At 33.1% G+C, this 23,495-nt stretch carries 20 protein-coding genes; 11 read left to right on the top strand and 9 right to left on the bottom strand.

Annotated elements, in window-relative coordinates:
* The 7 genes from FUA24_RS06515 to FUA24_RS06485 all read left to right on the top strand — a co-directional run.
* Window positions 1–1,446, top strand: a 1,446-nt coding sequence (locus FUA24_RS06515) for a hypothetical protein (RefSeq protein ID WP_187388191.1), incomplete at its 5' end; no start/stop codon positions are given.
* 13 nt (window positions 1,447–1,459) lie between these two features.
* Window positions 1,460–3,055 (top strand): sodium:solute symporter, encoded by a 1,596-nt coding sequence (locus FUA24_RS06510; protein WP_148540755.1) that lies wholly within the window; start codon window positions 1,460–1,462, stop codon window positions 3,053–3,055.
* Between the two features lie 14 nt (window positions 3,056–3,069).
* Entirely contained in the window at window positions 3,070–4,377 is a 1,308-nt protein-coding gene (locus FUA24_RS06505) for a sugar porter family MFS transporter (protein WP_148540753.1), read from the top strand.
* Complete coding sequence (locus FUA24_RS06500; RefSeq protein WP_148540751.1) at window positions 4,377–5,231, top strand: sialate O-acetylesterase; 855 nt, start codon at window positions 4,377–4,379, stop codon at window positions 5,229–5,231. Before FUA24_RS06505 ends, FUA24_RS06500 begins: the two co-directional genes overlap by 1 nt.
* Window positions 5,232–5,373: 142 nt before the next feature.
* Window positions 5,374–6,189, top strand: coding sequence for a T9SS type A sorting domain-containing protein (locus FUA24_RS06495; RefSeq protein WP_148540749.1), 816 nt, complete (start codon window positions 5,374–5,376; stop codon window positions 6,187–6,189).
* Window positions 6,190–6,298: 109 nt separating this feature from the next.
* Window positions 6,299–8,860, top strand: coding sequence for a beta-mannosidase (locus FUA24_RS06490; protein ID WP_246146968.1), 2,562 nt, complete (start codon window positions 6,299–6,301; stop codon window positions 8,858–8,860).
* A 253-nt stretch (window positions 8,861–9,113) separates the two neighbouring features.
* Window positions 9,114–10,085, top strand: a complete 972-nt coding sequence (locus tag FUA24_RS06485) for a type I phosphomannose isomerase catalytic subunit (protein WP_148540747.1) — start codon at window positions 9,114–9,116, stop codon at window positions 10,083–10,085.
* A 1-nt stretch (window position 10,086) separates the two neighbouring features.
* On the opposite strand, the gene FUA24_RS06480 is transcribed toward FUA24_RS06485, so the two are convergent.
* The 5 genes from FUA24_RS06480 to FUA24_RS06460 all read right to left on the bottom strand — a co-directional run bounded on the left by FUA24_RS06480 (window position 10,087) and on the right by FUA24_RS06460 (window position 14,625).
* Window positions 10,087–10,923 carry a GIN domain-containing protein gene (locus FUA24_RS06480; protein ID WP_148540745.1) on the bottom strand — a complete coding sequence of 279 codons (837 nt, stop codon included), beginning with the start codon at window positions 10,921–10,923 and terminating at the stop codon, window positions 10,087–10,089.
* Window positions 10,924–11,082: 159 nt separating this feature from the next.
* Window positions 11,083–11,811 (bottom strand): head GIN domain-containing protein, encoded by a 729-nt coding sequence (locus FUA24_RS06475; protein WP_148540743.1) that lies wholly within the window; start codon window positions 11,809–11,811, stop codon window positions 11,083–11,085.
* A 98-nt stretch (window positions 11,812–11,909) separates the two neighbouring features.
* A complete protein-coding gene (locus FUA24_RS06470; RefSeq protein ID WP_148540741.1) occupies window positions 11,910–13,736 on the bottom strand; it encodes a PspC domain-containing protein in 1,827 nt (608 codons plus the stop codon).
* Window positions 13,729–14,097 (bottom strand): PadR family transcriptional regulator, encoded by a 369-nt coding sequence (locus tag FUA24_RS06465; protein ID WP_148540740.1) that lies wholly within the window; start codon window positions 14,095–14,097, stop codon window positions 13,729–13,731. Before FUA24_RS06465 ends, FUA24_RS06470 begins: the two co-directional genes overlap by 8 nt.
* An 81-nt stretch (window positions 14,098–14,178) precedes the next feature.
* A complete protein-coding gene (locus tag FUA24_RS06460; protein WP_148540738.1) occupies window positions 14,179–14,625 on the bottom strand; it encodes a DUF4870 domain-containing protein in 447 nt (148 codons plus the stop codon).
* Between the two features lie 160 nt (window positions 14,626–14,785).
* Between FUA24_RS06460 and FUA24_RS06455 the strand changes: the two genes are divergently transcribed.
* The gene (locus FUA24_RS06455) at window positions 14,786–15,241 is read left to right on the top strand and encodes a DUF4442 domain-containing protein (RefSeq protein ID WP_148540735.1); all 456 of its coding nucleotides are present in this window, start codon (window positions 14,786–14,788) and stop codon (window positions 15,239–15,241) included.
* Between the two features lie 144 nt (window positions 15,242–15,385).
* A complete protein-coding gene (locus tag FUA24_RS06450; RefSeq protein ID WP_148540733.1) occupies window positions 15,386–16,186 on the top strand; it encodes a TIGR00266 family protein in 801 nt (266 codons plus the stop codon).
* A gap of 68 nt (window positions 16,187–16,254) precedes the next feature.
* On the opposite strand, the gene FUA24_RS06445 is transcribed toward FUA24_RS06450, so the two are convergent.
* Window positions 16,255–19,254, bottom strand: coding sequence for a T9SS type A sorting domain-containing protein (locus tag FUA24_RS06445; protein WP_148540731.1), 3,000 nt, complete (start codon window positions 19,252–19,254; stop codon window positions 16,255–16,257).
* A gap of 485 nt (window positions 19,255–19,739) precedes the next feature.
* Between FUA24_RS06445 and FUA24_RS06440 the strand changes: the two genes are divergently transcribed.
* Window positions 19,740–19,937: a hypothetical protein gene (locus tag FUA24_RS06440; protein WP_148540729.1), complete on the top strand. Its 198-nt coding sequence runs from the start codon at window positions 19,740–19,742 to the stop codon at window positions 19,935–19,937.
* A 33-nt stretch (window positions 19,938–19,970) separates the two neighbouring features.
* Here the strand turns inward: FUA24_RS06440 and FUA24_RS06435 are convergent, their stop codons facing one another.
* Window positions 19,971–20,909: a hydrogen peroxide-inducible genes activator gene (locus FUA24_RS06435; RefSeq protein ID WP_148540727.1), complete on the bottom strand. Its 939-nt coding sequence runs from the start codon at window positions 20,907–20,909 to the stop codon at window positions 19,971–19,973.
* 104 nt (window positions 20,910–21,013) lie between these two features.
* Between FUA24_RS06435 and FUA24_RS06430 the strand changes: the two genes are divergently transcribed.
* Window positions 21,014–21,493 (top strand): Dps family protein, encoded by a 480-nt coding sequence (locus FUA24_RS06430; RefSeq protein ID WP_148540725.1) that lies wholly within the window; start codon window positions 21,014–21,016, stop codon window positions 21,491–21,493.
* A gap of 84 nt (window positions 21,494–21,577) precedes the next feature.
* On the opposite strand, the gene FUA24_RS06425 is transcribed toward FUA24_RS06430, so the two are convergent.
* Window positions 21,578–21,997: a DUF2141 domain-containing protein gene (locus FUA24_RS06425; protein ID WP_148540723.1), complete on the bottom strand. Its 420-nt coding sequence runs from the start codon at window positions 21,995–21,997 to the stop codon at window positions 21,578–21,580.
* 109 nt (window positions 21,998–22,106) lie between these two features.
* Entirely contained in the window at window positions 22,107–23,438 is a 1,332-nt protein-coding gene (locus tag FUA24_RS06420; RefSeq protein WP_246146967.1) for a DUF58 domain-containing protein, read from the bottom strand.
* Between the last annotated feature and the right edge of the window lie 57 nt (window positions 23,439–23,495).

The following is a 23,495-nucleotide window of genomic DNA, read 5'->3' as shown; positions in this document are numbered from 1 at the left end:
AGATTAGATTTTCCTTTTATTGGTCATGGTGTACAGTGGTCCGCGTATCCACATGCAGACTCTAACGAGGCGGAGTGGGGATTTCTAATGACCGATGAGAAATGGGAAGAACTGTATAAACGACTAGATTTTGTTAATCCGCATATTATTAGGGTAATGGATGTCTCAACATGGAGGTACTATAAGGGGTTAGATAAAAGCGGACATCCAATTTTAGATTTCAATACCCAAGAGGTTAAAAGTTTATATAAACTGTTAGATTATTGCCAGAAACGCAATATTCAAGTTTTATTCGGCGAATGGGGGGCTCCGGGCTTATGGAATTTAGATGAATCTATTCCAGAAATTGAAAGAGCAGATGATCCGAGATGGATAAAAATGATTTCCAAATATTTAAATCATTTAATAATTGAAAAAGGATATACTTGTATTAAGTACTATAACTTGGTAAATGAACCTAATGGTTATTGGGCATCAACTGATGGTGATTGGGAGCAATGGCAAGCAGGTTATAGATTACTGGCAAAAGAGTTTGAAGCTACTGGATTAAACAAGTACGTGACACTTTCGGGACCTGATGCTGTTACCCAGTGGGATCATCCAAAACATCCAAAAAAAGCTCATGATTGGGTATACTCTACTGTAACCGATTTAGATGCTATTACAGGTTTGTATGATTTTCATATTTATGCAGATCAGGATTTAATAAGATCGGGCAACTTCATTTCATATCTACAGCCTTTTACTTCTGAAATCAACAAAACTAAAAAACCAATGGTTTTAGGTGAGTTGGGCATGAAATACAGTGGCGCTTTAAAAGATGAAAATAGAAAACGGGGTGAAGAAGACCAGTATGCCGGACCAGATGACTCTTCTATGTTTGTATATGATTATTTCTACGGTGTAGATATGGCAGATGCAGCAATACAAAGTATGCTTGCTGAGGTAGGTGGTGCCATTGCATGGGATTTAGATGACGCCATGCATACTGTTGGAGATTTAGGAGAAAAAAATCAGCTGAAAAAGTGGGGCATGTGGAATAGTTTAGCCGAAGAGTTTGGTGATTTAGAAGCCGATAAAACACCAAGACCTTGGTCTTATACGTGGACGTTGTTATGCAATACGTTCCCGCCAGATTCAGAGATTTTTAAACCTGAATTTTCAAAAAAGAATGATAGCATTAGAGCAGTTGCGTCTGTAAAGAAAGATGTACTTTCTATGGCTTTTGTAAATCAATCAAATGCTTCAAAATCAATTGAAATTAAATCAGATTTAGGATGGTCTAATAAAGAGCTATTCCTATACGAATACTCAAAGGATAACAGACCTGTAAATGCTGAAGGTTTTCCTGTAGTAACAAGGCGTGTAGATTTTAAACCTGAAGGTTTTACGTTAAGCTTAAAAGAAAATAGTGTAGTGTTTATTAGTTCAATAGAACTCAAATGATAAAAAGAAATTTATGGAATATAATTTAGGAATTGTAGATGTAACGGTACTTGTTGTATACTTTATATTCATAGTTTGGTTTGGAATTAAAGCGTCTAAAAAAGGGAGTGATTCAACCAGTGATTATTTTTTAGCCGGAAGGAACATGACTTGGCCAATTATTGGCTTTTCCTTGTTTGCGGCAAGTATTTCTAGCACAACTTTAATTGGTAAAAGTGGTGATGCCTATTCAACAGGAATCGCCGTGTTCAACTACGATTTAATATCTGTATTGGTCATGGTGTTTTTTGCCATGTTCTTTTTACCATTTTATATTAAATCAGGCATTTTTACCATTCCGGAATTCTTAGAAAAGCGTTTTGATAAACGTTCTAGGTATTATTTTTCCTTTATCACCTTAATGGGATCAACTTTTCTTGATGCTGCAGGTGCATTATATGCCGCATCATTATTAATGAAATTGGTATTTCCCTCAATGTCAATTATGTCTTTATCTGTAATTTTCGCTTTGATTGTGGCTGCTTATACCATTCCAGGGGGGCTTTCTGCTGCAATAAAAGTAGATTTAATACAAGGTATTTTATTATTAGGAGGCACATTTATTCTAACATTTCTAGCCATGAGTAATGGCGGTTTAGATTACCTTAAGAGTTTACTTCTTGATGGTGACTATATGATGAAATTAATTAGACCTCTAGATGATGCCTCAGTACCTTGGCTAGGAATGATTGTAGGAATTCCAATTTTAGGGTTTTACTTCTGGGGAAATAATCAAGTTTTAGTGCAGCGTGTACTTACTGCAAAATCTATAGACCATGGTAGAAAAGGCATCTTATTAGTAGGATTTTTAACGGTGTCACTTATTTTTATCATCATTTTTCCTGCTGTAATAGGGAAGCATTTATTTCCAGGATTACCAAAGAATGATATGGTATATCCAAAGTTGGTAATAGAACTTATGCCAACAGGTTTGTTGGGACTAATGTTAGCAGCTATGGTTGCAGCTTTAACGTCTACGCTTAGCGCACTTTTAAATTCTGTTGCCACCTTGTTTACTATGGATTTTTATACCAAGATGAAAAAGCATACGTCTCAAAAAGAACAAGTTTATGTTGGTAAAATTGTGTCGGTTATTGTATTGGTTTTAGCCGTATTGTGGGTGCCTTTTGTTTCAAAATTTGATTCATTGCTAAAATACTATCAAGAAATGCTTACTTATATAGCTCCTCCTGTAGTGGCAGTCTTCTTTTTAGGCGTTTTTTGGAAACGCATTAACAAGCACGGCGCTTTCTGGGGACTTATAGGTGGAGCCTTTGCAGCCGTAGTTACAGTCGTTGCCAAAGTAGCCTTTAATTTTGAACTTTTAGGAGATATTCACTTTTTATTAAAAGTACCATTTTACTTTGTCTTTAGTGCGGTTATAATCATTGTTGTTAGTTTGTTATCCAAACCTGATAACAAAACTGAAATTGAAGAGCTAATCTGGACTAAAAAGATATATCAAGAAGAATCCAAAGCTTTAATCGGAGTACCATTCTATAAGAATTTTAGAGTATGGTCTGTGATCCTCATTCTCTTCTGCTTTTTAGTTTTATACATCTACCAATAACCGTATTCTAAACAATGAATAAAATTCTTTCTTGGTCTATTACAGCTGCATTGGCCGGATTCTTGTTTGGGTTTGATACTGTAGTAATATCTGGTGCAGATAAAGAATTGCAAGCGCTTTGGAATTCTTCGAATGCATTTCATGGCTCCGTAGTTATGGCTATGGCTTTATGGGGAACTGTTGTAGGAGCTATTTTTGGTAGTCTACCAACAAATAAGCTTGGAAGAAAAAAAACACTGGTTTGGATTGGGGTTTTTTACTTTGTTTCGGCTTTAGGTTCCGCTTTGGTAAATGATCCATATACTTTTGCGTTTTTTAGGTTTTTAGGAGGTTTGGGTGTTGGAGCATCTACGATTGCAGCACCAGCTTATGTTTCGGAAATTGCACCAGCAAAAGATAGAGGCCGTTTAGTAGCACTTTATCAATTTAATATTGTGCTGGGAATATTAGTGGCTTTTTTATCTAACTATTTACTAAGTTCAATTGCATCTAATGCTTGGAGGTGGATGATTGGAGTGGAAGCCATCCCCGCATTTATATATACGATTTTAGCCTTTACAATACCCAAAAGCCCAAGGTGGTTGTTATCTCAAAATAGAATTGAAGAAGCTAAGGAAATATTCCAAGAGGTCAATCCAAATGGCAATATCAATGACTTTGTTATAGAAACCAATGATGCTAAAACTAGAGAAAGTATTTTTCTAAGAAAGTACAGATTGCCATTAATCTTAGCATTTCTTATTGCATTTTTTAATCAGTTTTCTGGAATTAATGCATTCTTATATTATGCTCCAAGAATTTTTGAAGAAGCGGGTTTAGGAGAGCGTACAGCGCTATTAAGCAGTATTGGAATTGGGGCTACAAATCTTATTTTTACCATTATTGGAGTTACCATGATTGATAAGTTTGGTAGAAAAACTTTAATGTACATTGGCTCTATTGGATATATAATCTCTTTAGGTATGGTTGCAGTTGCATTTTTTCTTAATTGGGGAGGAATGGCAGTACCCGGATTTTTGTTTTTGTTTATAGCTTCACATGCTATTGGGCAAGGAGCAGTTATTTGGGTATTTATCTCTGAAATATTTCCTAATAAATTAAGAGCTAGCGGACAAGCATTTGGTTCGTCGGTACACTGGATATTGGCTGCCATAATACCTTCCTTGGTTCCTGTTTTAATAACCAATGTAGGAGCAGGAACTGTATTTGCGTTTTTTGCCTTTATGATGGTATTGCAATTACTTTTTGTGATAGTGCTTATGCCAGAAACTAAAGGCGTAGAACTCGAAACCTTAGCTAAGAAACTTTTAAATAAAATATAATGTTGAGAACCTTAAAAACTACCTATTCCGTTTTGATTTTGGTAACCGTTACGTGCTATTCTATAAAAGCAAAAGCCCAAGATCCTAATTTTCATATTTACCTATGCTTTGGGCAATCTAATATGGAAGGGTCCGCTCAAATAGAAGAGCAAGACAGAGTAGTGAATAGTAGGTTTTTAGCACTTCAGTCTCTAGATTGCGATAATTTATTAAGAAAAAAGAACATTTGGTATCCTGCTTTACCTCCTTTAAGTCAATGCTATACAGGATTATCTCCAGCAGACTATTTCGGGAGAACCATAATAAAACATTTGCCAGATAGTATTAAGGTTGGTGTAATTAATGTAGCTGTTGGCGGTAGTGATATTAGATTGTTTGATAAGGATATTTATGGTAATTACACCAAAACTTATCCAGAAGATTGGTTTCAAAAGAAAATAAACGATTACGGTGGTAACCCTTATAAGCACTTTATTGAACTAGCTAAATTGGCTCAAAAAGACGGCGTTATAAAAGGCTTGCTTTTACATCAAGGAGAAACAAATCAAGATGATAAAAATTGGCCACAATATGTTAAGGCAGTTTATAATAACATACTAAAAGATCTAAATCTTAAAGCGGATGAGGTACCATTATTGGCAGGAGAGTTAGTGCATGAAGATCAAAATGGACTTTGTGCCAGTATGAACCCTATCATAAATACACTTCCTGAGGTTATTCCATCTTCCTACGTTATTTCATCTAAAGGGTGTGAAGTTAGTAAGGATAATGTACATTTTAATTCTAAAGGTGTTCGTAAATTAGGAGAGCGTTATGCCTTAAAAATGCTCCAGGTTAAAGGTTTCAAAAAGTAGACCATAATTAAGTACTTGCTTTATTATGAGCCATGTTTATTGATACTTCAAAAAGTGAGGGGTTTTCAATAAAATACGGGCATAACTGTGTTTTAATCTGCGTTAATTTTACTCAATCCAATTAATCTAAATACATTGAATTATGAGTAAAAAAACTACACAATTAAATCTTTATCTAATACAAACTAAGACCGCTTTTTTAGTCAGCGCTTTTTTTATCATTACAATAGCTAAGGCTCAAACTACAGTTGTAGATTTTGAAAACCCAACGGAATATCAACATTTAGCTTGGAACGGAACACCAGAGGTTGTTACTAACCCAAATCCTAGCGGAATTAATACATCAGCTAATGTTGGTAAATATACAATTCCCGCCAGTAGTGCTTGGTCAAATGCGTCAGTTGTTATAATTAATACACCTCTAAATTTAAAAGACCTTAGTAACCTAGAATTTAGTGTAATTGCACCATCGGGTTCTCAAATGTATTCCAAATTAGAGTTAGATGGTGTTGGAGGTGTAGCAGAAGCCTATGCTACGCCAACCGCAGATTCAGATTGGCAGAAAGTTACTTTTAATTTTTCTCATTTAGGAGGAGTAGACGTAAACACTGCAACTTATAATAAATTCACTTTTTTCTTTAATGTAAATGATAATGTAGGAGGTGAAGTCTGGTACTTTGATGATATTATTGTTAACAGTAACTCCCTGAGTACAAAAAGTGAAAAAAGTTCCAAGTTTAAAGTTTATCCAAGTCCAGTTACAAACCAATTATTTGTTAAGTCAGGAGTTAAAGGATTGGCCGGAAGTAAAGCTGAAATTTATAATGTTACAGGAAAATTAGTTAGAGTATTTAATGGCGAATCAGTAAACGTGTCTAACCTAAATACAGGCTTGTATTTCGTATCTGTTACCGGTAGTAATGGAGAAAAAGTAGTGAAGAAATTTATTAAAAATTAGTTAGTTTAGTTTTATCTTAAGAGCACTGTATGGCGCACTTTTGCAGTTACAGTGCTTTTTTAATGTATTTCTTTTTTTATAGATTATGATAAAACCACTTGTTAAAAATATGGCGACTTTACTTGTTCTGCTAGTCGCTGTATCATGTAAAACGCTAATGCCAACATCGTATACATTACATGATAATTGGCAATTTAAAAGTTTAGATGAAACGGAATTTAAAGTAGCATCAGTACCAGGAACAGTACATTCAGATTTACTAAAAAATAGCCTTATTGAAGATCCGTTTTATAGAATAAATGAGAAAGAACTCCAATGGATTGATAAAAAAGACTGGGAATACAAAACATTCTTCGAAGTAGATAAGGCCACGTTAAAAAAAGAAAAAGTTGAAATAGAATTCAAAGGCTTAGATACCTACGCAAGTATTTTTATAAATGATTCCTTAGTCTCTAGAACAGACAATATGTTTATAGGGTATAAGCTGAATGTAAAACCATACCTAAACTTAGGCAAGAATGATTTAAAAATTGTTTTTGATTCTCCGATAAAAATTGGACTAGAGAAACGAAATGCTTTAGGGTATAGACTGCCAAATGCAGTAAATGATCAATCTGAAAACGGAGGGTTAGGTAAAAAACAAGTATCTATATTCAGTAGGAAACCAGGCTATCATTTTGGGTGGGACTGGGGGCCTAGACTTGTAACAAGTGGCATATGGAAAGATGTTAAGTTACATGCTTGGAATAAAGCAACAATAAGAGATACTCATTTAAAACAAAAGGAACTAGCAGCAGATAGAGCACTTTTAAATGCGGAATTGGAGATTGAAGCTACCGAGGTTCAATATACCGAAATCCATGTAAAAGTAGATGATAAAACGGTTGTTAAAAGATCAATACGTTTAAATGAGGGATTAAATAAAATTCAAATTCCTTTCACAATTAAAAACCCAAAATTATGGTGGACAAATGGTTTAGGAACACAAAAATTATATAGTGTCATTGTTGAATTAAAACAAGGCGGGAAACTACTTTCTTCCGAAGAAAATAAGATAGGTTTAAAAACATTAAAAGTTGTTCAAAATAAAGATGAATATGGAGAGAGCTTTTATTTTGAATTAAATGACAGACCGGTTTTCATGAAGGGCGCTAATTATATTCCACAAGATGTGTTTTTAACAAGAGTTTCAATGACGGATTATGAGCAAACCATAAAAAACATGGTAGAGGCCAATTATAACATGATTCGCGTTTGGGGTGGAGGCATTTATGAAAAAGAGATTTTTTATGATTTATGTGATAAATATGGGATTCTAGTTTGGCAAGATTTTATGTTTGCATGTGCTATGTATCCTGGTGATGAAGCTTTTTTAAGCTCTGTAAAAGAAGAAGCTATTTATAATGTGAAAAGATTAAGAAATCACACAAGTATTGCGCTTTGGTGCGGTAATAATGAAAATCTAACGGCATGGAAAAACTGGGGATGGATTCCAGAGGTTCTTAATAGTCAAGGACAAGAAGCTGTAGATAAGATATGGAAGGGGTACACTGATGTTTTTCATGATATTTTACCAAAGGTAGTAGATGAACTTGATAGTGATACATTTTACTGGGCCTCATCACCAACTTCAGCAAGAGGAGAAGATGCCACCTTAACTTCAGGAGATTATCACTATTGGCGGGTTTGGGGGCAACAAGCGCCGTTTTCAACTTTTAATGAATACGTGCCTCGTTTTATGTCTGAGTACGGATTTCAATCGTTTCCTGAATTTAATTCGGTTACAAAATTTACAACAAAAGAAGATTGGAATATTTATTCTGAAGTCATGAAATCACATCAAAGACATCCTATTGGCAATAAGAATATTGAGTATTACATGGAGCCTTTGTATAAAAAACCGAAGGATTTTGAATCGTTTTTATATGTAAGTCAGTTGTTGCAAGCAAGGGGAATGCAAATGGCTATTGAAGCGCATAGGCGAAACATGCCTTATTGTATGGGATCGTTGTATTGGCAAATAAATGACTGTTGGCCTGTGGCATCATGGTCTACTATAGATTACTATGGCAATTGGAAAGCGGCTCACTATAAAGTAAAAGACTTATACAAGTCAATTAAAGTAATGCTTTATGAAAATGAAGAAAATTTAGAAGTTCATATTGTTTCAGATGAGATTAAAGACGAAAAAGCACATCTTAAATTAAGCGTTTTAGATTTTGAAGGAAATGTAATCAAAATGTATCTAGAAGATGTAACTATAAAACCCAATACCAGTAAAGTTTATTTGAGCAAGGGATTAAAAGATTTAATACCCCATAAAGACAAAAATACAATGCTTGTCTTGGCGGAATTAATAGGAAACTATGATAACGCTTTTGATGAGAGCGTCCATTATTTTGACATTCCTAAAAACTTAAATTTACCAGAACCTAAAATGGATTACGAGATTTTGAAAGTCGATGATTTCACAATTAAGCTTGAAGTAAGATCGAATGTCTTGGCTAAAGATGTACGTTTTACTACTTCTCAAAAAGGAATGTTTTCAAATAATTATTTCGATATAATACCAAAACGAACATATACGGTCCAATTTAAATCTGAGAAAAAGATAGATTTAAATGCGTTCAAAAAAGATCTAAATATTTTAACACTACTAGATTCATATTAATTTTTTAAATTATGGAATAGTAACGTAAGACACTATCTAGGGAAAGATTAGCACTATTAGAAACTCTACTCAGAGCCCTAATATATAACTTTCCTTATCTGTAAATCCTTTGAGTAAACTTAATAGGATTTGGTTGTTACTTGTGCATAATTTTAATGGTTTAAAAGACTAATGAGTATAAAAATATCGTAAAATAAATAACCATATTTAAACACACTTTTTTTAACTTAGAAAACTATAAATAGTAATAAAAATGCAATTATATCCTTTAAAATTTACGCCTTTATTTAAATATAGAATTTGGGGAGGCGAAAAACTAAAAGACTTATTTAATAAAGATTATTCCGAAGAAAATATAGGTGAGTCTTGGGAGATATCTGATGTAAAAAATGACGAGACATTAGTTAGTAATGGTAGCTTGCAGGGAAAAACTTTAAAAGAATTAATTAGCACCTATAAAGGCAACTTTGTTGGTAATGCTGTTTATGAGAAGTTTGGAGAAGAATTTCCTTTACTTATAAAGTTTATTGATGCTAAAACACCGCTTTCCATACAGGTACACCCTAGTAATGAAGTAGCAAAAGAACGTCATAATTCTTTTGGTAAAAATGAAATGTGGTACGTTATGCAGGCAGATGAAGGTGCAGAATTAATTGTTGGTTTTGAAAGGGAAATTAGCAAAGATACTTATTTGGAGCACCTAGAAAATAATACGGTTTTAGAAACTATGCATCATGAAACAGTAAATGCAGGAGATACATTCTATATCCCAACGGGAAGGGTACATGCAATTGGAGCTGGAGTATTGTTGGCTGAAATTCAACAAACCTCAGATGTTACTTATAGAATTTATGACTATGATAGGGTAGATGCAAGAACTGGAGAAAAACGTGAGTTGCATAACGACCTAGCTATTGATGTCTTAGACTTTAAACCTCAAGATAATTACAAATCAGATTACGAGTTGGAAACAAATACATCCAATACGTTAGTACATTCTCCTTATTTTAGAACTAATATCATTGATCTTAAAGGAAGTTTGGATAAAGATTATACCGCTATTGACTCTTTTGTAATCTATATGTGTGTTGAAGGAAATGCTAAACTAAGTACTAACGGCGAGGATTATAACATTAAGATGGGAGAGACCATATTGTTACCTGCCACTGTTAATGACATAAAGTTATCTTCAGAAAGTGGAAAATTGTTAGAGGTTTATTATTAAGCTACCTTACTTTTTTCTGAATTTTAGAAGTATCAACTAATCTTTTTACGGCAATCTCTGGGTTGCCGTAAATATTTACAGCACTATTGCCCGAAGCTTCAAGTGTTATGTTATCAATAACTTCAAGTGTAATAGTACTAGACGTATTTGCAGATACTTTTGCTGTTTTAAGCGTATAGTTTTTACCCATCAAGGTAGAACTGTTATCTGCTAAAACTTCAATAGAATCAGCATTTCCATCTATCCCAGCATTAGCTCTTTGTTGAAGTTGTACATACGTGCTATCATTATTTATTTGAGCATCAAGTTTAGCATAATTTTGTAAATTTAAATTAGCAACAGATCCATTTAGATTTAGCACAACTTTAGATTTGTCTTTACCCTCCAAAGTAAAATTAGTAGCACTTAAGGAAATGGAAATTTTAGAACTTCCTTCAGAAGCTATTTTAAAATCTGTAGTTTTTATTGAAGATATACCTTTTATAGACGCATGCTCTCGACTTATTAATTCCTTTAAGGCATCATCATAATTCACTTGAATTTTTAATCGTTTTTTCGATGTAATTCTTTTAAGGAAATTAAAGCTTAAGGTACTGTCAATTACAGCAAACTCAATAACTTCATGCAAATTCTCATCAGTTTCGATACTAACAGATGGCGTTTTAGCATAGAGCAATTCAATATCAAAATGTTCATCTAAATCAATTTTACTAAAAGAAGGAATATCTGTTCCAAGTTTGCTCACAATTCTATTGCCTTTAACTTTCTCAAGCTTTTGAGCATGTAGACTAGTGGTTGCAAAATTTATGAGGATAAATAAAGAAAGTAACTTTTTCATTTTCTGTGAGTTGTAAAATGCTTTAAGTGTTATTTTAAGACACCAATAAAAGTAATAAGTCACTGAGGGCAGTTTCCTTAAGTAATAAAAATAAGAAAACCATATTAAACTAATTGTAGCTTAATATGGTTTAAAAATTGGTTGATTGATTGTAGTTGGTTATTTCTTTCTTATGCTTCCAGAAGCACCATCAGACTTTTCTACCTTTTCAGGATCACCATAATACTTAATATCTCCTCCACTAGTAGCTTTGGCAATAAGTTCTTTTGAAGTGTTAACAGTAACGTTGGCACCACTTGTAGCTTTAACTTGGGTAGATTCAGCTTCTAGGTTACCAGCTTTAATGTTACTTCCACTGGTGGCTTCGGCAACAAGTTTTTCTGTTTTACCTGATAATCTTAAACCGCTTCCACTTGTAGATTTACAGTTTAATGTGCTAGTATTTATATCTAACCTCATATCGCTTCCACTAGTTGTTTTTAGAGTTAACTCATCGGCTGCAATGGTATTTTCTGAATAAACATCGCTTCCGCTAGTAGAAATAATACTCTTAATATCCTTAAAGCTTACAAAGACCTTTTTAGAAGAAGAGCGTCCAATGTTTTGTTTTGTATGAATTTTTAAAACACCATTTTCTACTTCTGTTAGAATAAGTTCATGTAAGTTCTCATCGGCCTCAACAGTTACACTTGTTTGGTTGCCTTGAGTTAGGTGCACGTCTAAGCCTTCAGTGGCTTTAATAGTATTAAAACTACCATTTATTGTTCTGTCTTCAATGCTAACATTTCCATTACCCTTAACACCAGGGTTAAGGTTTATGTCAAAATTACACGAGAAAAGCGTTAAGCTTAAAACGGTGGCTACAATAATTTTAACTAAAGTTGTCATAATTTATTCGTTTTTTGATTTGATTGTAAAATTTTGATTTTTTATGATTGATTTATAATTTGATGTTCTGAATTGTAGATTGTTAATGATGAATTGTATTAATTGTCCTTAGATTTAATTTCAACACCATCAGAATCTATTTTTACTTTAACCTCTTCGCTTTCGCTGCGAATACCGTTATTGTCAATTTTAATCTCTACATCATCGCCTTTAATTTCAATGCCTTCGTCATCTATTTTAACTTTAGAAGATTCGTCATGTACATCAACATCTACTTTAAAAGAGTCTTCTTCTGGGCAATCTAAACATTCAATATCCTCTTCAACAATAAGAAGTAATTTACCTGTGTCATTGCCAGAGACTATGTCATTGCTGCTTTTGTGATATCCTAAGAACGATCTTGTGTTATTGTGAAAATTAGCAACAGTTCCTTCAGGTAAATATAAAATCAGGTCTAATTCTTGATCACTAAACTTGTTCTCGGCAGCAGTTGATAAGAAAGCATCTAAATACAATGTTCCGTTGTCTAACGAATAATTGTAGTTAATGTTTTTGGCTCTATCAATGGCTTCTTGATAGTCTCTACCATCTGCATTCTTTTTAACGTTTAGAGACGCTACAGAATCTGTAGTTGATCTAATTATCAGTCTAATGTCTGAGTTATATATGGTTTTTTCACCGTTTTCATTACTTGCTACTTTAAAGGCATGGTTCCTGTAATAATTGTGGTGCATAATATCATTAGACACCATTTTTATTCTTAAACTGTCATTTGCTTTTATATTTAACTCTGTTTTTTCAGAAAACGTTTCGTCAAAAGCATGTGCACTGGCTTCTCTTATACCTACAACAAAAAGGCCTACTACAGCAATTAACCAAACACCTAGAAGTGTAAATTTAGCAGCATTTCCTATAGATTTTAAGTTGTTAATCAGGATTTTTAAACCTAAATAAAATAGGAAGAAAAATGGAATACCAACTGCAAATAAAGTTAATAAAGATACTACCCAAATAGGCGTGTTACCTGCATTTGCAATTTCAACAAAGTCTATCCCAGGAATTCTTATAATATCTACAACTCCAACAGAAAGTAAACCTACAATTAATGAAATTAAAGTAACAGCTCCGATGAAAATTAATAAGACACCGATAAATTTGGCAAAAATCTTAAAGAAGAACATAAAAATCTCTCCTATAGTATCAAAAAAAGCACTTGATGAAGATTTTACTTTATTAGTTTGCTTTTTAAAATCAACATTTTTGGCGGCATCAGAAACATTTTTAGCTGCATCGGAAACGGTATCAGATACATTCTTGGCAACATCACTAACTGTTTCAGTAACATTACCTAATCCATCTTTAATTTTCTTTTCGATGTTACTTATGTTAACAGGTTCTCCTGTCATCATTATTTTCTCAGCTGTTGTTTTAGCCTCGGGAACTAATATCCATAATAGAATGTATAATAAAACACCCGTTCCTGCTCCAAAAATTAAAATTATCCAAGCTAAACGTATCCATATAGCGTCTATTCCAAAATAATGCCCTAACCCAGACGAAACACCTCCAATATAAGAGTTGTCTGCATCTCTAAATAGCTTTTTACTAGGCGCAGATTTTGGCCTACGAGTTGTGGTTGGTTCATCTTCAAATATTTCGTCATCAACCAAATAATCCTCTGGTTGCCCCATTATAGAAATAACTTCATCAACTTGTTTTATTCCTATAACTTGTTTGTTATTCTCTACACGTTCATTAAAAAGTTCTGCAATTCTAGCCTCAATATCTGAGATAATTTCAGAACGTCCTTGAGAATCTGTAAATGAACGTTTTATAGCCTCAAGATAGCGTTGTAATTTTAGGTATGCATCTTCATCTATATGAAAAAATATACCAGCTAAATTTATGTTGACTGTTTTATTCATTTTCTTGTTTTTTTTCTTGTGCTGAATGTGTTTCAGTATGGTTTGTTACTATGTTAACGGCGTTTTTTAATTCGCTCCAAGTACTGTCTAATTCTTTTAAAAATAATTTTCCCGTTTCTGTTAAACCGTAATATTTACGTGGCGGACCAGAGGTAGATTCTTCCCATCTGTAGCTCAAAAGTCCTGCGTTCTTAAGTCGTGTTAGTAAAGGGTAAATAGTACCCTCAACCACCAGCAACTTTGCGTCCTTTAAGGTGCTTAGAATTTCTGCAACATAAGCATCGTCATTTTTTAGGACAGATAATATGCAAAATTCTAATACGCCTTTACGCATCTGTGCTTTTGTGTTCTCTATCTTCATAGTATCAATTCGTTTAATATTTTAAGACTGTTCATTTTTTGATTGATTTGATTGATTGTATTGATGAAAGTTATTTTGATTTTATTTCAAGAAATTAATAGTTAACGGATATTGGTAATATTCGCCATCTCTGGCCTTTAAACTTGCAGTTACTATTAATACAAGTTCTATTATAAAGGCTATAACTGCTAAAAAACCTAATGCGCCACCTATATACAGTAAAGGTGATGGCTTACCAACATTAATATGAAAGCTGTTAAACCCGTTAAAGTCTATAAAATCTATACCGTTGAATATCTTAAAAATAAAAAACGGAATAGTTAGTGTTCCAAATATAATAGCGTAAAGTAAAATGCTTATTTGAAAATTTAAAGCCTGTTTACCATGGTTGTCTATAAATTCAGATTTATCTTTATTAGTTACCCATAAAATGAGTGGCCCGATAAAGTTGCCAAACGGAATTATAAACCTGCTAAAAGTAGATAGGTGAATAAAAGTGGCTATGTTTTTTTGATGATTAGTTAACATGATTTTTTTGATTGATTTAAAAACATATAATAGTTTCTTATGCAAATATATGTCTAAAATCAGGTACTTTGTTACGCATAGTACTTAAAATTAACATTTTTTTAACATTTAGTGATGTCTGTTTTATTTCATAAATTAGAGGAAATTTAAACTTTTTAGCATGAAGATAACTCCCAGAAAACTAAACACTTTTACAATGTTTAAGCTGCCTTCGGCCTATTTATGTGGTGTTCGAGCAAAGGAACTCAATGATGAAAAATGCGTTATTACTGTTAAGCATAAGTGGATTAATCAAAATCCATTTAAATCTATGTTTTGGGCAGTACAAGGTATGGCAGCCGAATTATCTTCAGGAGCTCTAATGATTAAAAAGATACAAGAATCTGGCAAAAAAGTGTCTATGTTAGTAACCAATAATAATGCAAATTTTACTAAAAAGGCTACTGGAAGAATTACATTTACCTGTAACGATGGCGGTTTAATAGATGAGGCTTTAAACAAAGCGATTGCAACTGGAGAAGGGCAGACTGTTTGGGTAAAATCGGTTGGTGTTAATACAGATGGAGTCGAGGTATCTACCTTTAATTTTGAATGGAGTGTTAAGGTAAAGCAATAGGTAGTACATCTCTGTTTACTCTAGGTTTGAGCTTAGACCAGTTTTGAAGAAAAACAATTGGTAATTTGTCTAAGCCTGTAACAAAACACTAAACAAATCAACAAATAAACGAATCAACATTAATTTAAAAACATCAATTAAAAAATGACAGCACACGAAATTGACTATGAAATCTACGGCGAAGAGATGCAATACGTAGAAATTGAACTAGATCCTCAAGAAGTTGTAATTGCGGAGTCGGGTAGCTTTATGATGATGGAAGAAGGTATCAAAATGGAAACCATTTTTGGTGATGGATCTCAAAAGGATACAGGATTTTTAGGTAAAATTTTAGGCGCAGGAAAACGTATCCTTACTGGAGAAAGTCTATTTATGACTGCCTTTTACAATGAAATTATAGGAAAACGCAGAGTGTCTTTTGCATCGCCATATCCTGGAAAAATTATACCTATAGATTTAACCCGATTTGGAGGAAAGTTTATTTGTCAGAAAGATGCCTTTTTATGTGCAGCTAAGGGAGTTAGCGTAGGTATAGAGTTTTCTAAAAAGCTGGGAAGAGGTCTTTTTGGAGGAGAAGGGTTTATTATGCAAAAACTAGAAGGTGATGGTATGGCTTTTGTTCATGCAGGAGGTACAATGGCAGAAAAAGAATTGGCACCGGGAGAGGTTTTAAAAGTAGATACAGGTTGTATTGTAGGTTTTGATAGCACCGTAGATTATGATATTGAATTTGTAGGAGGTATAAAGAATACAGTTTTTGGTGGTGAAGGATTATTCTTTGCTACTTTAAAGGGGCCAGGAACTGTCTATGTACAATCTTTACCATTTAGTAGGCTTGCAGGGCGTGTTTTAGCTTCTGCTCCTAGAAGTGGCGGAAATAGTAAAGGTGAGGGGAGTATCCTTGGAGGTCTAGGTGATTTGCTTGACGGAGATAATAGATTCTAAATAATTAAACACCCCTTTTTAATTAAAAAAAAGGGGTGTTTGTTTATAGTTATATTTAGTTGTGAGTTTTAAAATTTGATGACTTTACCCGTTTTTTGGGCGTTATCCGTCACAATATTGACAATGTAAACACCATCAGAATAATTGTAAAAATCTACTTTGTTGGTAGATAGAGCCTTTAGCGTTTTAACTTCTTGCCCTACACTATTATATATTTTAAGCTCTTGAATTTCTTCAAAATTAGTTACATTATTTAGAACAATTTTTCCTGAACTCTTATCGTAAAAAACAGATAATTTTTCTTCAACTCTGTCCGTAACACTTAAACTTTGACTTTGCTTAAATACAATTGAAAATCTGTCATTATAATCACCTTGTTCCAAGAAAAGTTCTGCTTTTCTTGTACTTAATTCATAAAACGAATTGGTGGTATTATCTTTTAAGAAAATGTCTAATCCCTCAGGAAGATTTTTAACCTTATCAATTTCAAAATTGAATAGACCTTCATCGGATATTTTCACTCTTAAAGCTATACTTTCTTCAACATTAATATGAGATAATGCCTGAATAGCTAGATTTTCTTCATTTAATATCCAACTAATATCATTTCTAAAATTATCATAACTAATGGCATCATATCCGTTATCATATGCTTTTGAAGCTCTGGAGTCAAAGCCTAAACCAAGCTGTTTGGTAAACTTGCCTGGTTGCGTAAACGAAAACCATACTTTAGTTCTTTTGTCTACTTCCTTAGATGATTTTTTTGCTTTTCCTTTGTAAAAAACAGATTCACTTAAAGACTCTCTGGCAAAAGCACGTTGACTGTTGTTAAATTGAATATTTCCTCCAGTTGCACTAGCTCTGACAAAAAATCCTTGCCCCACAGGAATATGTTGAAGAGGTGCTGGTTTTGAAGCAGAACCATTAGTACTGGTATTGCCGCCATTACCAGCTACTGCGGCAGTTCCCATCAATAGATTTCTAATGGCATAACCACCTTCATAGTCTTTTTGATAATGACTATTATTTGTACCAAAATGCTCCCAGAAATAAAGCGAGCCATTAATAACCGCTAAGTTATCGTTAATAAATTCATCTGCATCAATAGCCGATGGGTAAGGGTTTCCTATTAATATATCGTTACCAGCAGCAATAGGGATACTATAATTGCCGTCATTAGGAGTTCCTTTAAAAATGTAATCTTGTTCACTAGAAGCCGCACCAGATCCTTTCATAGTATATCCTATTCCAGGAGACAATGTGCTTGTGGTGTTTAATTTATTCCATGTTGAAGAAGATCCAGATAGACCATTATAACTGTATAGCCACCTAGAACTTAAGGTTATTGGCATTGTAGCCGCATTGGCATCCGGATTACTATGAAAATTTATTACTCCGTTAGGTTCTTCTATATCTCCTATTTGCCAGCTACCACCGTTATTTACTGGGGCACTCCAGAAATTGTAGTTGTATAAATTCGTGGCACCTTGTTGTCGCTTTACCAATATTCCCGTACCTCCATTGCTAGAAATACTTGTATGGTTTTGAATTAACTGAGCTTCGCCTTGTAATTCTATTGTTCCATTGGTTTGAATAAAATTTTCAACCTCAAGTAAAACGCCATCATTTATAATTAACGTACCACCAGATTCTATTTCAATTTCTCTAACGTGTGCATCTGAACTAATTACCGCATTAGCACCTGATTTAACGGTTAACTTAAGACATTCGTCAGTGTCATTTGGTGCTTCAGCACTTCCTGAACCATTGCAAAAAGCAGCACCATCCCAAATAATTTCATCTGTATATCTTAATGTAAAATACCTGTTTTGTCTTAATCTAACATTTGTTGCTGTAGCGGTAGTTCCTGTTATTGTTAAATCATATACTTCATCATTTGGATCTGTCATAGAAAAATCGGAATCATTATCTACAACTAACTGAAGCGGTTGACAACCTTGTTTCCCCGATAAATCCATACCACTTATATCAAAAGAAATATTTACTCTTCCTGGATTTCCTCCACTACGTCTTACACGCCACTTAGAGTTTAATTGTTCGGTGTGCGTAATTGTGTTAGTAGAAAAGTTATAGGTAGGGAATTGAGTCTCTTCTCCCCAAAATAAAAACTCTCCATTATTTAGACCAGAGAGACTACCTTTACTAATTCTAACAATTCCTGTACCTTTAGAATCTGTATGGTTAGAACCATCAGAAGCTTGTCCAATTCCCGCTACATTATGATCAAAATCTCCATTTGAAGCGTTGTCGTGAACGTAAAAATCATTTGAACTTAATGAAACATCATATTTTGCAGAAAGATAGTTTTGTACAATTATTTTTTCGGCAGTATTTAAAGGTGTATTAAAAATTAAAAATTCGGAAATTCTACCATTTAAGTGCCTACCTCCAACATTTTCATTACCAATGTATAAATCAATATTGTTTGTTCTTGGTGTTCTACTTTCGTTATCTGTAATAATATTAGTATTGTTTTTATAAACATCTCTACCTACTGAAGAAGAAAATGAGTATTCGTAAAGATCGAAATCAGTTGTAGAGTACAAACCAGAAGCTGAGTTAGAGTGGTTTCTTGAGCCATCTGTAAACCGTATTGGTGTGTGAAAAAAAGCAGCACCATAGGTTAAAAATTCATAATTCTCTTGAGCATCTTGGCCTTTTACGAAAAGGGCATTATAGTTTTTGTTTAAATCTGCTTTTGTAACAATAAAAATATCCCAACTTGTAAGATCCAGAGAGCTATTATCTGTAACTCTAAATTCATCATTAATGCCATCAAAATGAATTGAATTGTACCCATTAATGTCTGCAGTGTTTAAATTTGGTCTTGCAGCCGTACTTGGTGGTGTAGCGTTATTAGAGCTTCCTGATAAATCAGCCCAAGTTGTAACATCGCTGCCCGAAAGCGTAACACCTTTTGAGGCATCCAGCCATAGTTTTAAACTTGACGATGAATCATTAGTTCCAACACCTCCTGGACCAGTTTGGGAAAAGGCGTTAATCGATAGAAATAAGCTAAAAGCTAAACGTAGGATGTGAGAGTTCATAGCAATTTATTTTACGAGTATTGGTAGTACTCTTTAATACTTAAGACACAGCTAATTGTGTTTGGTCACATTAAGAAACTGAAAAACAGTTTGTTAAAGTAGGAGCTTTAAAACGATAATGTTTTAAGTAATTTTAAGAGATATAAATACGAGAGATCTCTTATGAGTTATAAGCGTAAAAATAGATGAGTATTGTCCATAGATTTGAGAGAATGGGGTTAAACAAATAGCAATTTAAATACTTTGATGTTGTATTTGAGTACGAATATAGGAATAAAACCCGATAAATGGTTGTTTTTAACGGTGAAATAAGTAATATGTTTCGATGAACTGCAGGTTTGGTTAGTTGGAAATGTTAAATTTGGGCTAAAAAAAAGATAGGAAATGAATTTTTATTAAATTTATACTCCTAATAACCGAAAAATAGTATAGCCTATATAACAGATCTACTTTTATTAATTTCTAAACCTAAACCTTAGCATAATATGGCGAGAGCAATGTTGGAGTACACCAAAACTGTACTTAAAAAAGTTAGTTTTGACACTGCGTTGTTTTGCAAAGAAGTACAAAAAGCAGTATCGAGATTACTGCCTTACGAGATAGAAGAGCTTAAAATATTTATTAATTCTCTTGTACAGCAAAACCCAGAATTGAATCAGTGTTTAATTTATTTAAAACCATAAAAAAAGCGACCATCAGGTCGCTTTTTTCATATATCACTTTGGTAGAGGACTAATGATTTTGACATCTTGAAAGGCAATAGCGCCTCGTATTATTCCTGAAATTACGTCTTGCAAGGCTTCAATAATTTGCATTTTTAATTCACTCTTGTGATAAATAATACTTACTTCTCTTGCAGGGGATGGTTCTACGAAGTAATGTAAATTTTCTTTTTCTTTTTCATGAATATCTAAGGTGTGCAAATAGGGTAGAAGTGTCATTCCTAAACCTTCGTTAGATAATTTAATAAGTGTTTCAATACTACCACTTTCTAATTGAAACTTATCATCTACATGGTTTTTGAATACTTTGCATAAATTAATAACACCATCTCTAAAACAATGGCCGTCTTCAAGTAGTAACATATCATCAATTACTAAATCTGATGTCTCAATCTTTTTCTTACCATATAACCTATGGTTTTTAGGTACATAACTTACAAAAGGTTCATAGTATAATGCGCGTTCTTTTATGTTTTCATCTTCCAATGGAGTAGCGGCAATGGCAGCGTCTAAATGCCCATCTTTAATTCTTGCTATAATTTCTTCTGTAGTAAGCTCTTCAATTTTAAGTTTTACCTTAGGATGTTTCTTAATGAAATTTTTTAAGAACATGGGTAAAAGGGTGGGCATAATAGTGGGAATGATTCCTAATTTAAATTCCCCTCCAATAAATCCTTTTTGCTGGTCTACTATATCTTGTATTCTATAAGATTCGTTTACAATATTTCTTGCTTGTTTAACAATTTTTTTACCAACTTCGGTTAGTTCAATTGGTTTTTTACTTCTATCAAAGATTTGAACCTCTAGTTCGTCTTCGAGTTTCTGAATTTGCATACTAAGTGTGGGTTGGGTTACAAAACACTTTTCTGCGGCTTTTGTAAAATTCTGGTGTTCAGCTACGGCAAGAACGTAATATAATTGTGTAATTGTCATGTGTATCAATTTAGATTATAAAAATATAAAATCTATTGATAAAAACTATAATAAATTATGTTAATTGTACTTTAAATTTGTGATAAATAAAAATTATAATAAAAATGACACTTAATAGTATAGGATTAGACAGCACAAAAACAAAAGCGTTAGCTCAAGATTTGAATGATTTATTGGCTAATTTTCAAATATATTATCAAAACCTAAGAGGTATTCACTGGAATATAAAAGGAAAGGCCTTTTTTGATTTACATGCGAAATTTGAAGAATTATATGATGACGCTAATACGAAGGTTGACGAGATAGCCGAACGTATTCTTACGCTTGGAGAAACACCTTTACATACCTTTAATGATTATTCAGCTTTAGCTAAAGTTCCAGTAGGTAAAAATATTTCTGAAGATGTAAAAGCGGTGAGGTTAATAGTAGATTCTTTAGCAGAATTACTTAAAATAGAAAGAGATCTGTTGGAAAAGGCAGGAGATGCCAATGATGAAGGAACAAGCAGTATGATGAGTGATTTTATTACAGAACAAGAAAAAACTGTGTGGATGATGAAAGCATGGTTAAACGAAAGTATATAGTTAGTTTAGTTTGATATAGATAGTTTGTTGAAAGCCCCTTTAGCTTAAAAGTTAAAGGGGCTTTTTCATTGAATGATTTGATATCTAAAATCTAATATGCATTGTAACAGGTTCGTTAGTAACACTGAATTTTGCAGTATGATATTGTGGTGGTCCAAAACCGCCTGGGTTGTTAGAAATACCATAGGATTCTTTCGGCATTCCGCTATCTTCATAATCCATTCTGTTATTGTCGTTTTCATCGTGTAGTGCTATAATAGCATATTCACCAGGAGCAACACCATTAAAGGAGATGGTAGCTTTTCCGTTTTCAATTGTACTTTTGGCTTGTTGTATTGGTTTAGCTTTCATGAATGTTTCATTAGTATGAAGTGCAAACAAAATTTTGCCATCATCATTTAGAGCATTGTCTATTGTAACAGTAATATTTGTTGTATTTTCTTGTTGACCAAAAATTGAACTGGTGCTAATTAATGCGATAAAAAGTAAAGTAAATAGTCTCATGGTTAATAGTGTTTTTATTGTTTAACAATTCAAATATCTAATGTTAAACCATGATTTTATAAATCTATTTACCGAAGTGTTGAAATAGAATGATGAACTGTAAAATGCACTATAATAACCCTCTAGCTTTTATTTCTAAGTATTTGTTTATGGTGTCTATGGTTAAATTCTCTGGTGTTGTAAGAATGGAGTAAATACCATATTTTTTTAATTCGTTTACTATAAGACGCTTTTCAAAATCGAATTTTTCGGCAATTACCTTATCATAAACTTGTTGTACGGTTTCCGCTTTATTTTGAATTAGATTTTCTAGCTCTGTATTTTTAAAGAATATAACAACTACTAAGTGACTTTTAGCTAATCCTTTTAAATACGGTAACTGTCTTTCTAAACTATCTAATGTCTCAAAATTAGTGTAGAGGAGAATCAAGCTTCTGTGAGTAATGTGTTTTTTTACATTATTGTAAAGAATACCAAAATCACTTTCAAAAAAATCTGTTTTAACATTATATAGACTCTCTAAGATAAGTTGCATTTGGGCAGTTCTTCGTTCTGCTACTACCATGTTGTTTATCTTTTTAGAAAACGAAAGCATACCTGCTTTATCATGCTTTTTTAAGATGATATTACTTAAAACTAAGGTTGAGTTAATAGCATAATCTAGGAGACTTAAACCGTTAAAGGGCATTTTCATGGTGCGTCCTCTATCAATAACTGAGTAAACAGGTTGGGATTTTTCATCTTGAAACTGATTAACCATCAATTGATTTTTCTTTGCCGTAGCCTTCCAGTTTATAGTGCGCATGTCATCACCAAGAACATATTCCTTGATTTGCTCAAATTCCATGGTGTGTCCCAAACGCTTTACTTTTTTTAAGCCATAATCCGTAGAGTTTTTGTTAATATTTAACAGCTCAAACTTTTTTAATTGCTTAAAACTTGGATAGGTAGGGACCACCATGCCCTCATCAAATTTATAGCGTTTGGCTACTAATCTAATTATGGAGTTGGCATAAATGTTTAAATGACCAAAGTGATATTCTCCACGTTCGGTTGGTCTCACCGAATAGGTGGTTTTTCCTGTTTTACGGGATTTAACAGATGTTTTAAGTTGAAAGTTTCTTATCTGGAATTGTTGGGGTATTTCATCAATGATGTCCAGGTAAACTGTAAATGGATAATTGTTATGAACTTCAATTGAAACATCATTTTTATCACCATTTGAAAACCTATCCGGTGCAATTCTTTTTCCCTCTAGTTTGTTCTTTCCAATAAAAATAAGAAGAAAGTCTAACACAAAAAGTACTACTAAAACTAGAATGGATAATTGCGCAATATTAAATACTACAGGAACAAAATAACTGACACAAAACAGTACTACAATAGCAATTCCTGCTTGAAAAAACCTGGGCTGTATGTAAAATGGTTTAAAGAAGTTCAATATTTTGCTTTAAAGTTAAAGGAGAGATTCTTCACTGTGTTCAGAATGACATAGCTT

The organism is Seonamhaeicola marinus (assembly GCF_008085455.1).
This window is presented reverse-complemented; position numbering and strand designations above follow the sequence as displayed.

Coding starts and splice junctions, on each gene's coding strand:
- FUA24_RS06510 (WP_148540755.1), top strand. CDS start 1,460: ATGGAATATAATTTAGGAATTGTAGATGTAACGGTACTTGTTGTATAC.
- FUA24_RS06505 (WP_148540753.1), top strand. CDS start 3,070: ATGAATAAAATTCTTTCTTGGTCTATTACAGCTGCATTGGCCGGATTC.
- FUA24_RS06500 (WP_148540751.1), top strand. CDS start 4,377: ATGTTGAGAACCTTAAAAACTACCTATTCCGTTTTGATTTTGGTAACC.
- FUA24_RS06495 (WP_148540749.1), top strand. CDS start 5,374: ATGAGTAAAAAAACTACACAATTAAATCTTTATCTAATACAAACTAAG.
- FUA24_RS06490 (WP_246146968.1), top strand. CDS start 6,299: ATGGCGACTTTACTTGTTCTGCTAGTCGCTGTATCATGTAAAACGCTA.
- FUA24_RS06485 (WP_148540747.1), top strand. CDS start 9,114: ATGCAATTATATCCTTTAAAATTTACGCCTTTATTTAAATATAGAATT.
- FUA24_RS06480 (WP_148540745.1), bottom strand. CDS start 10,923: ATGAAAAAGTTACTTTCTTTATTTATCCTCATAAATTTTGCAACCACT.
- FUA24_RS06475 (WP_148540743.1), bottom strand. CDS start 11,811: ATGACAACTTTAGTTAAAATTATTGTAGCCACCGTTTTAAGCTTAACG.
- FUA24_RS06470 (WP_148540741.1), bottom strand. CDS start 13,736: ATGAATAAAACAGTCAACATAAATTTAGCTGGTATATTTTTTCATATA.
- FUA24_RS06465 (WP_148540740.1), bottom strand. CDS start 14,097: ATGAAGATAGAGAACACAAAAGCACAGATGCGTAAAGGCGTATTAGAA.
- FUA24_RS06460 (WP_148540738.1), bottom strand. CDS start 14,625: ATGTTAACTAATCATCAAAAAAACATAGCCACTTTTATTCACCTATCT.
- FUA24_RS06455 (WP_148540735.1), top strand. CDS start 14,786: ATGAAGATAACTCCCAGAAAACTAAACACTTTTACAATGTTTAAGCTG.
- FUA24_RS06450 (WP_148540733.1), top strand. CDS start 15,386: ATGACAGCACACGAAATTGACTATGAAATCTACGGCGAAGAGATGCAA.
- FUA24_RS06445 (WP_148540731.1), bottom strand. CDS start 19,254: ATGAACTCTCACATCCTACGTTTAGCTTTTAGCTTATTTCTATCGATT.
- FUA24_RS06440 (WP_148540729.1), top strand. CDS start 19,740: ATGGCGAGAGCAATGTTGGAGTACACCAAAACTGTACTTAAAAAAGTT.
- FUA24_RS06435 (WP_148540727.1), bottom strand. CDS start 20,909: ATGACAATTACACAATTATATTACGTTCTTGCCGTAGCTGAACACCAG.
- FUA24_RS06430 (WP_148540725.1), top strand. CDS start 21,014: ATGACACTTAATAGTATAGGATTAGACAGCACAAAAACAAAAGCGTTA.
- FUA24_RS06425 (WP_148540723.1), bottom strand. CDS start 21,997: ATGAGACTATTTACTTTACTTTTTATCGCATTAATTAGCACCAGTTCA.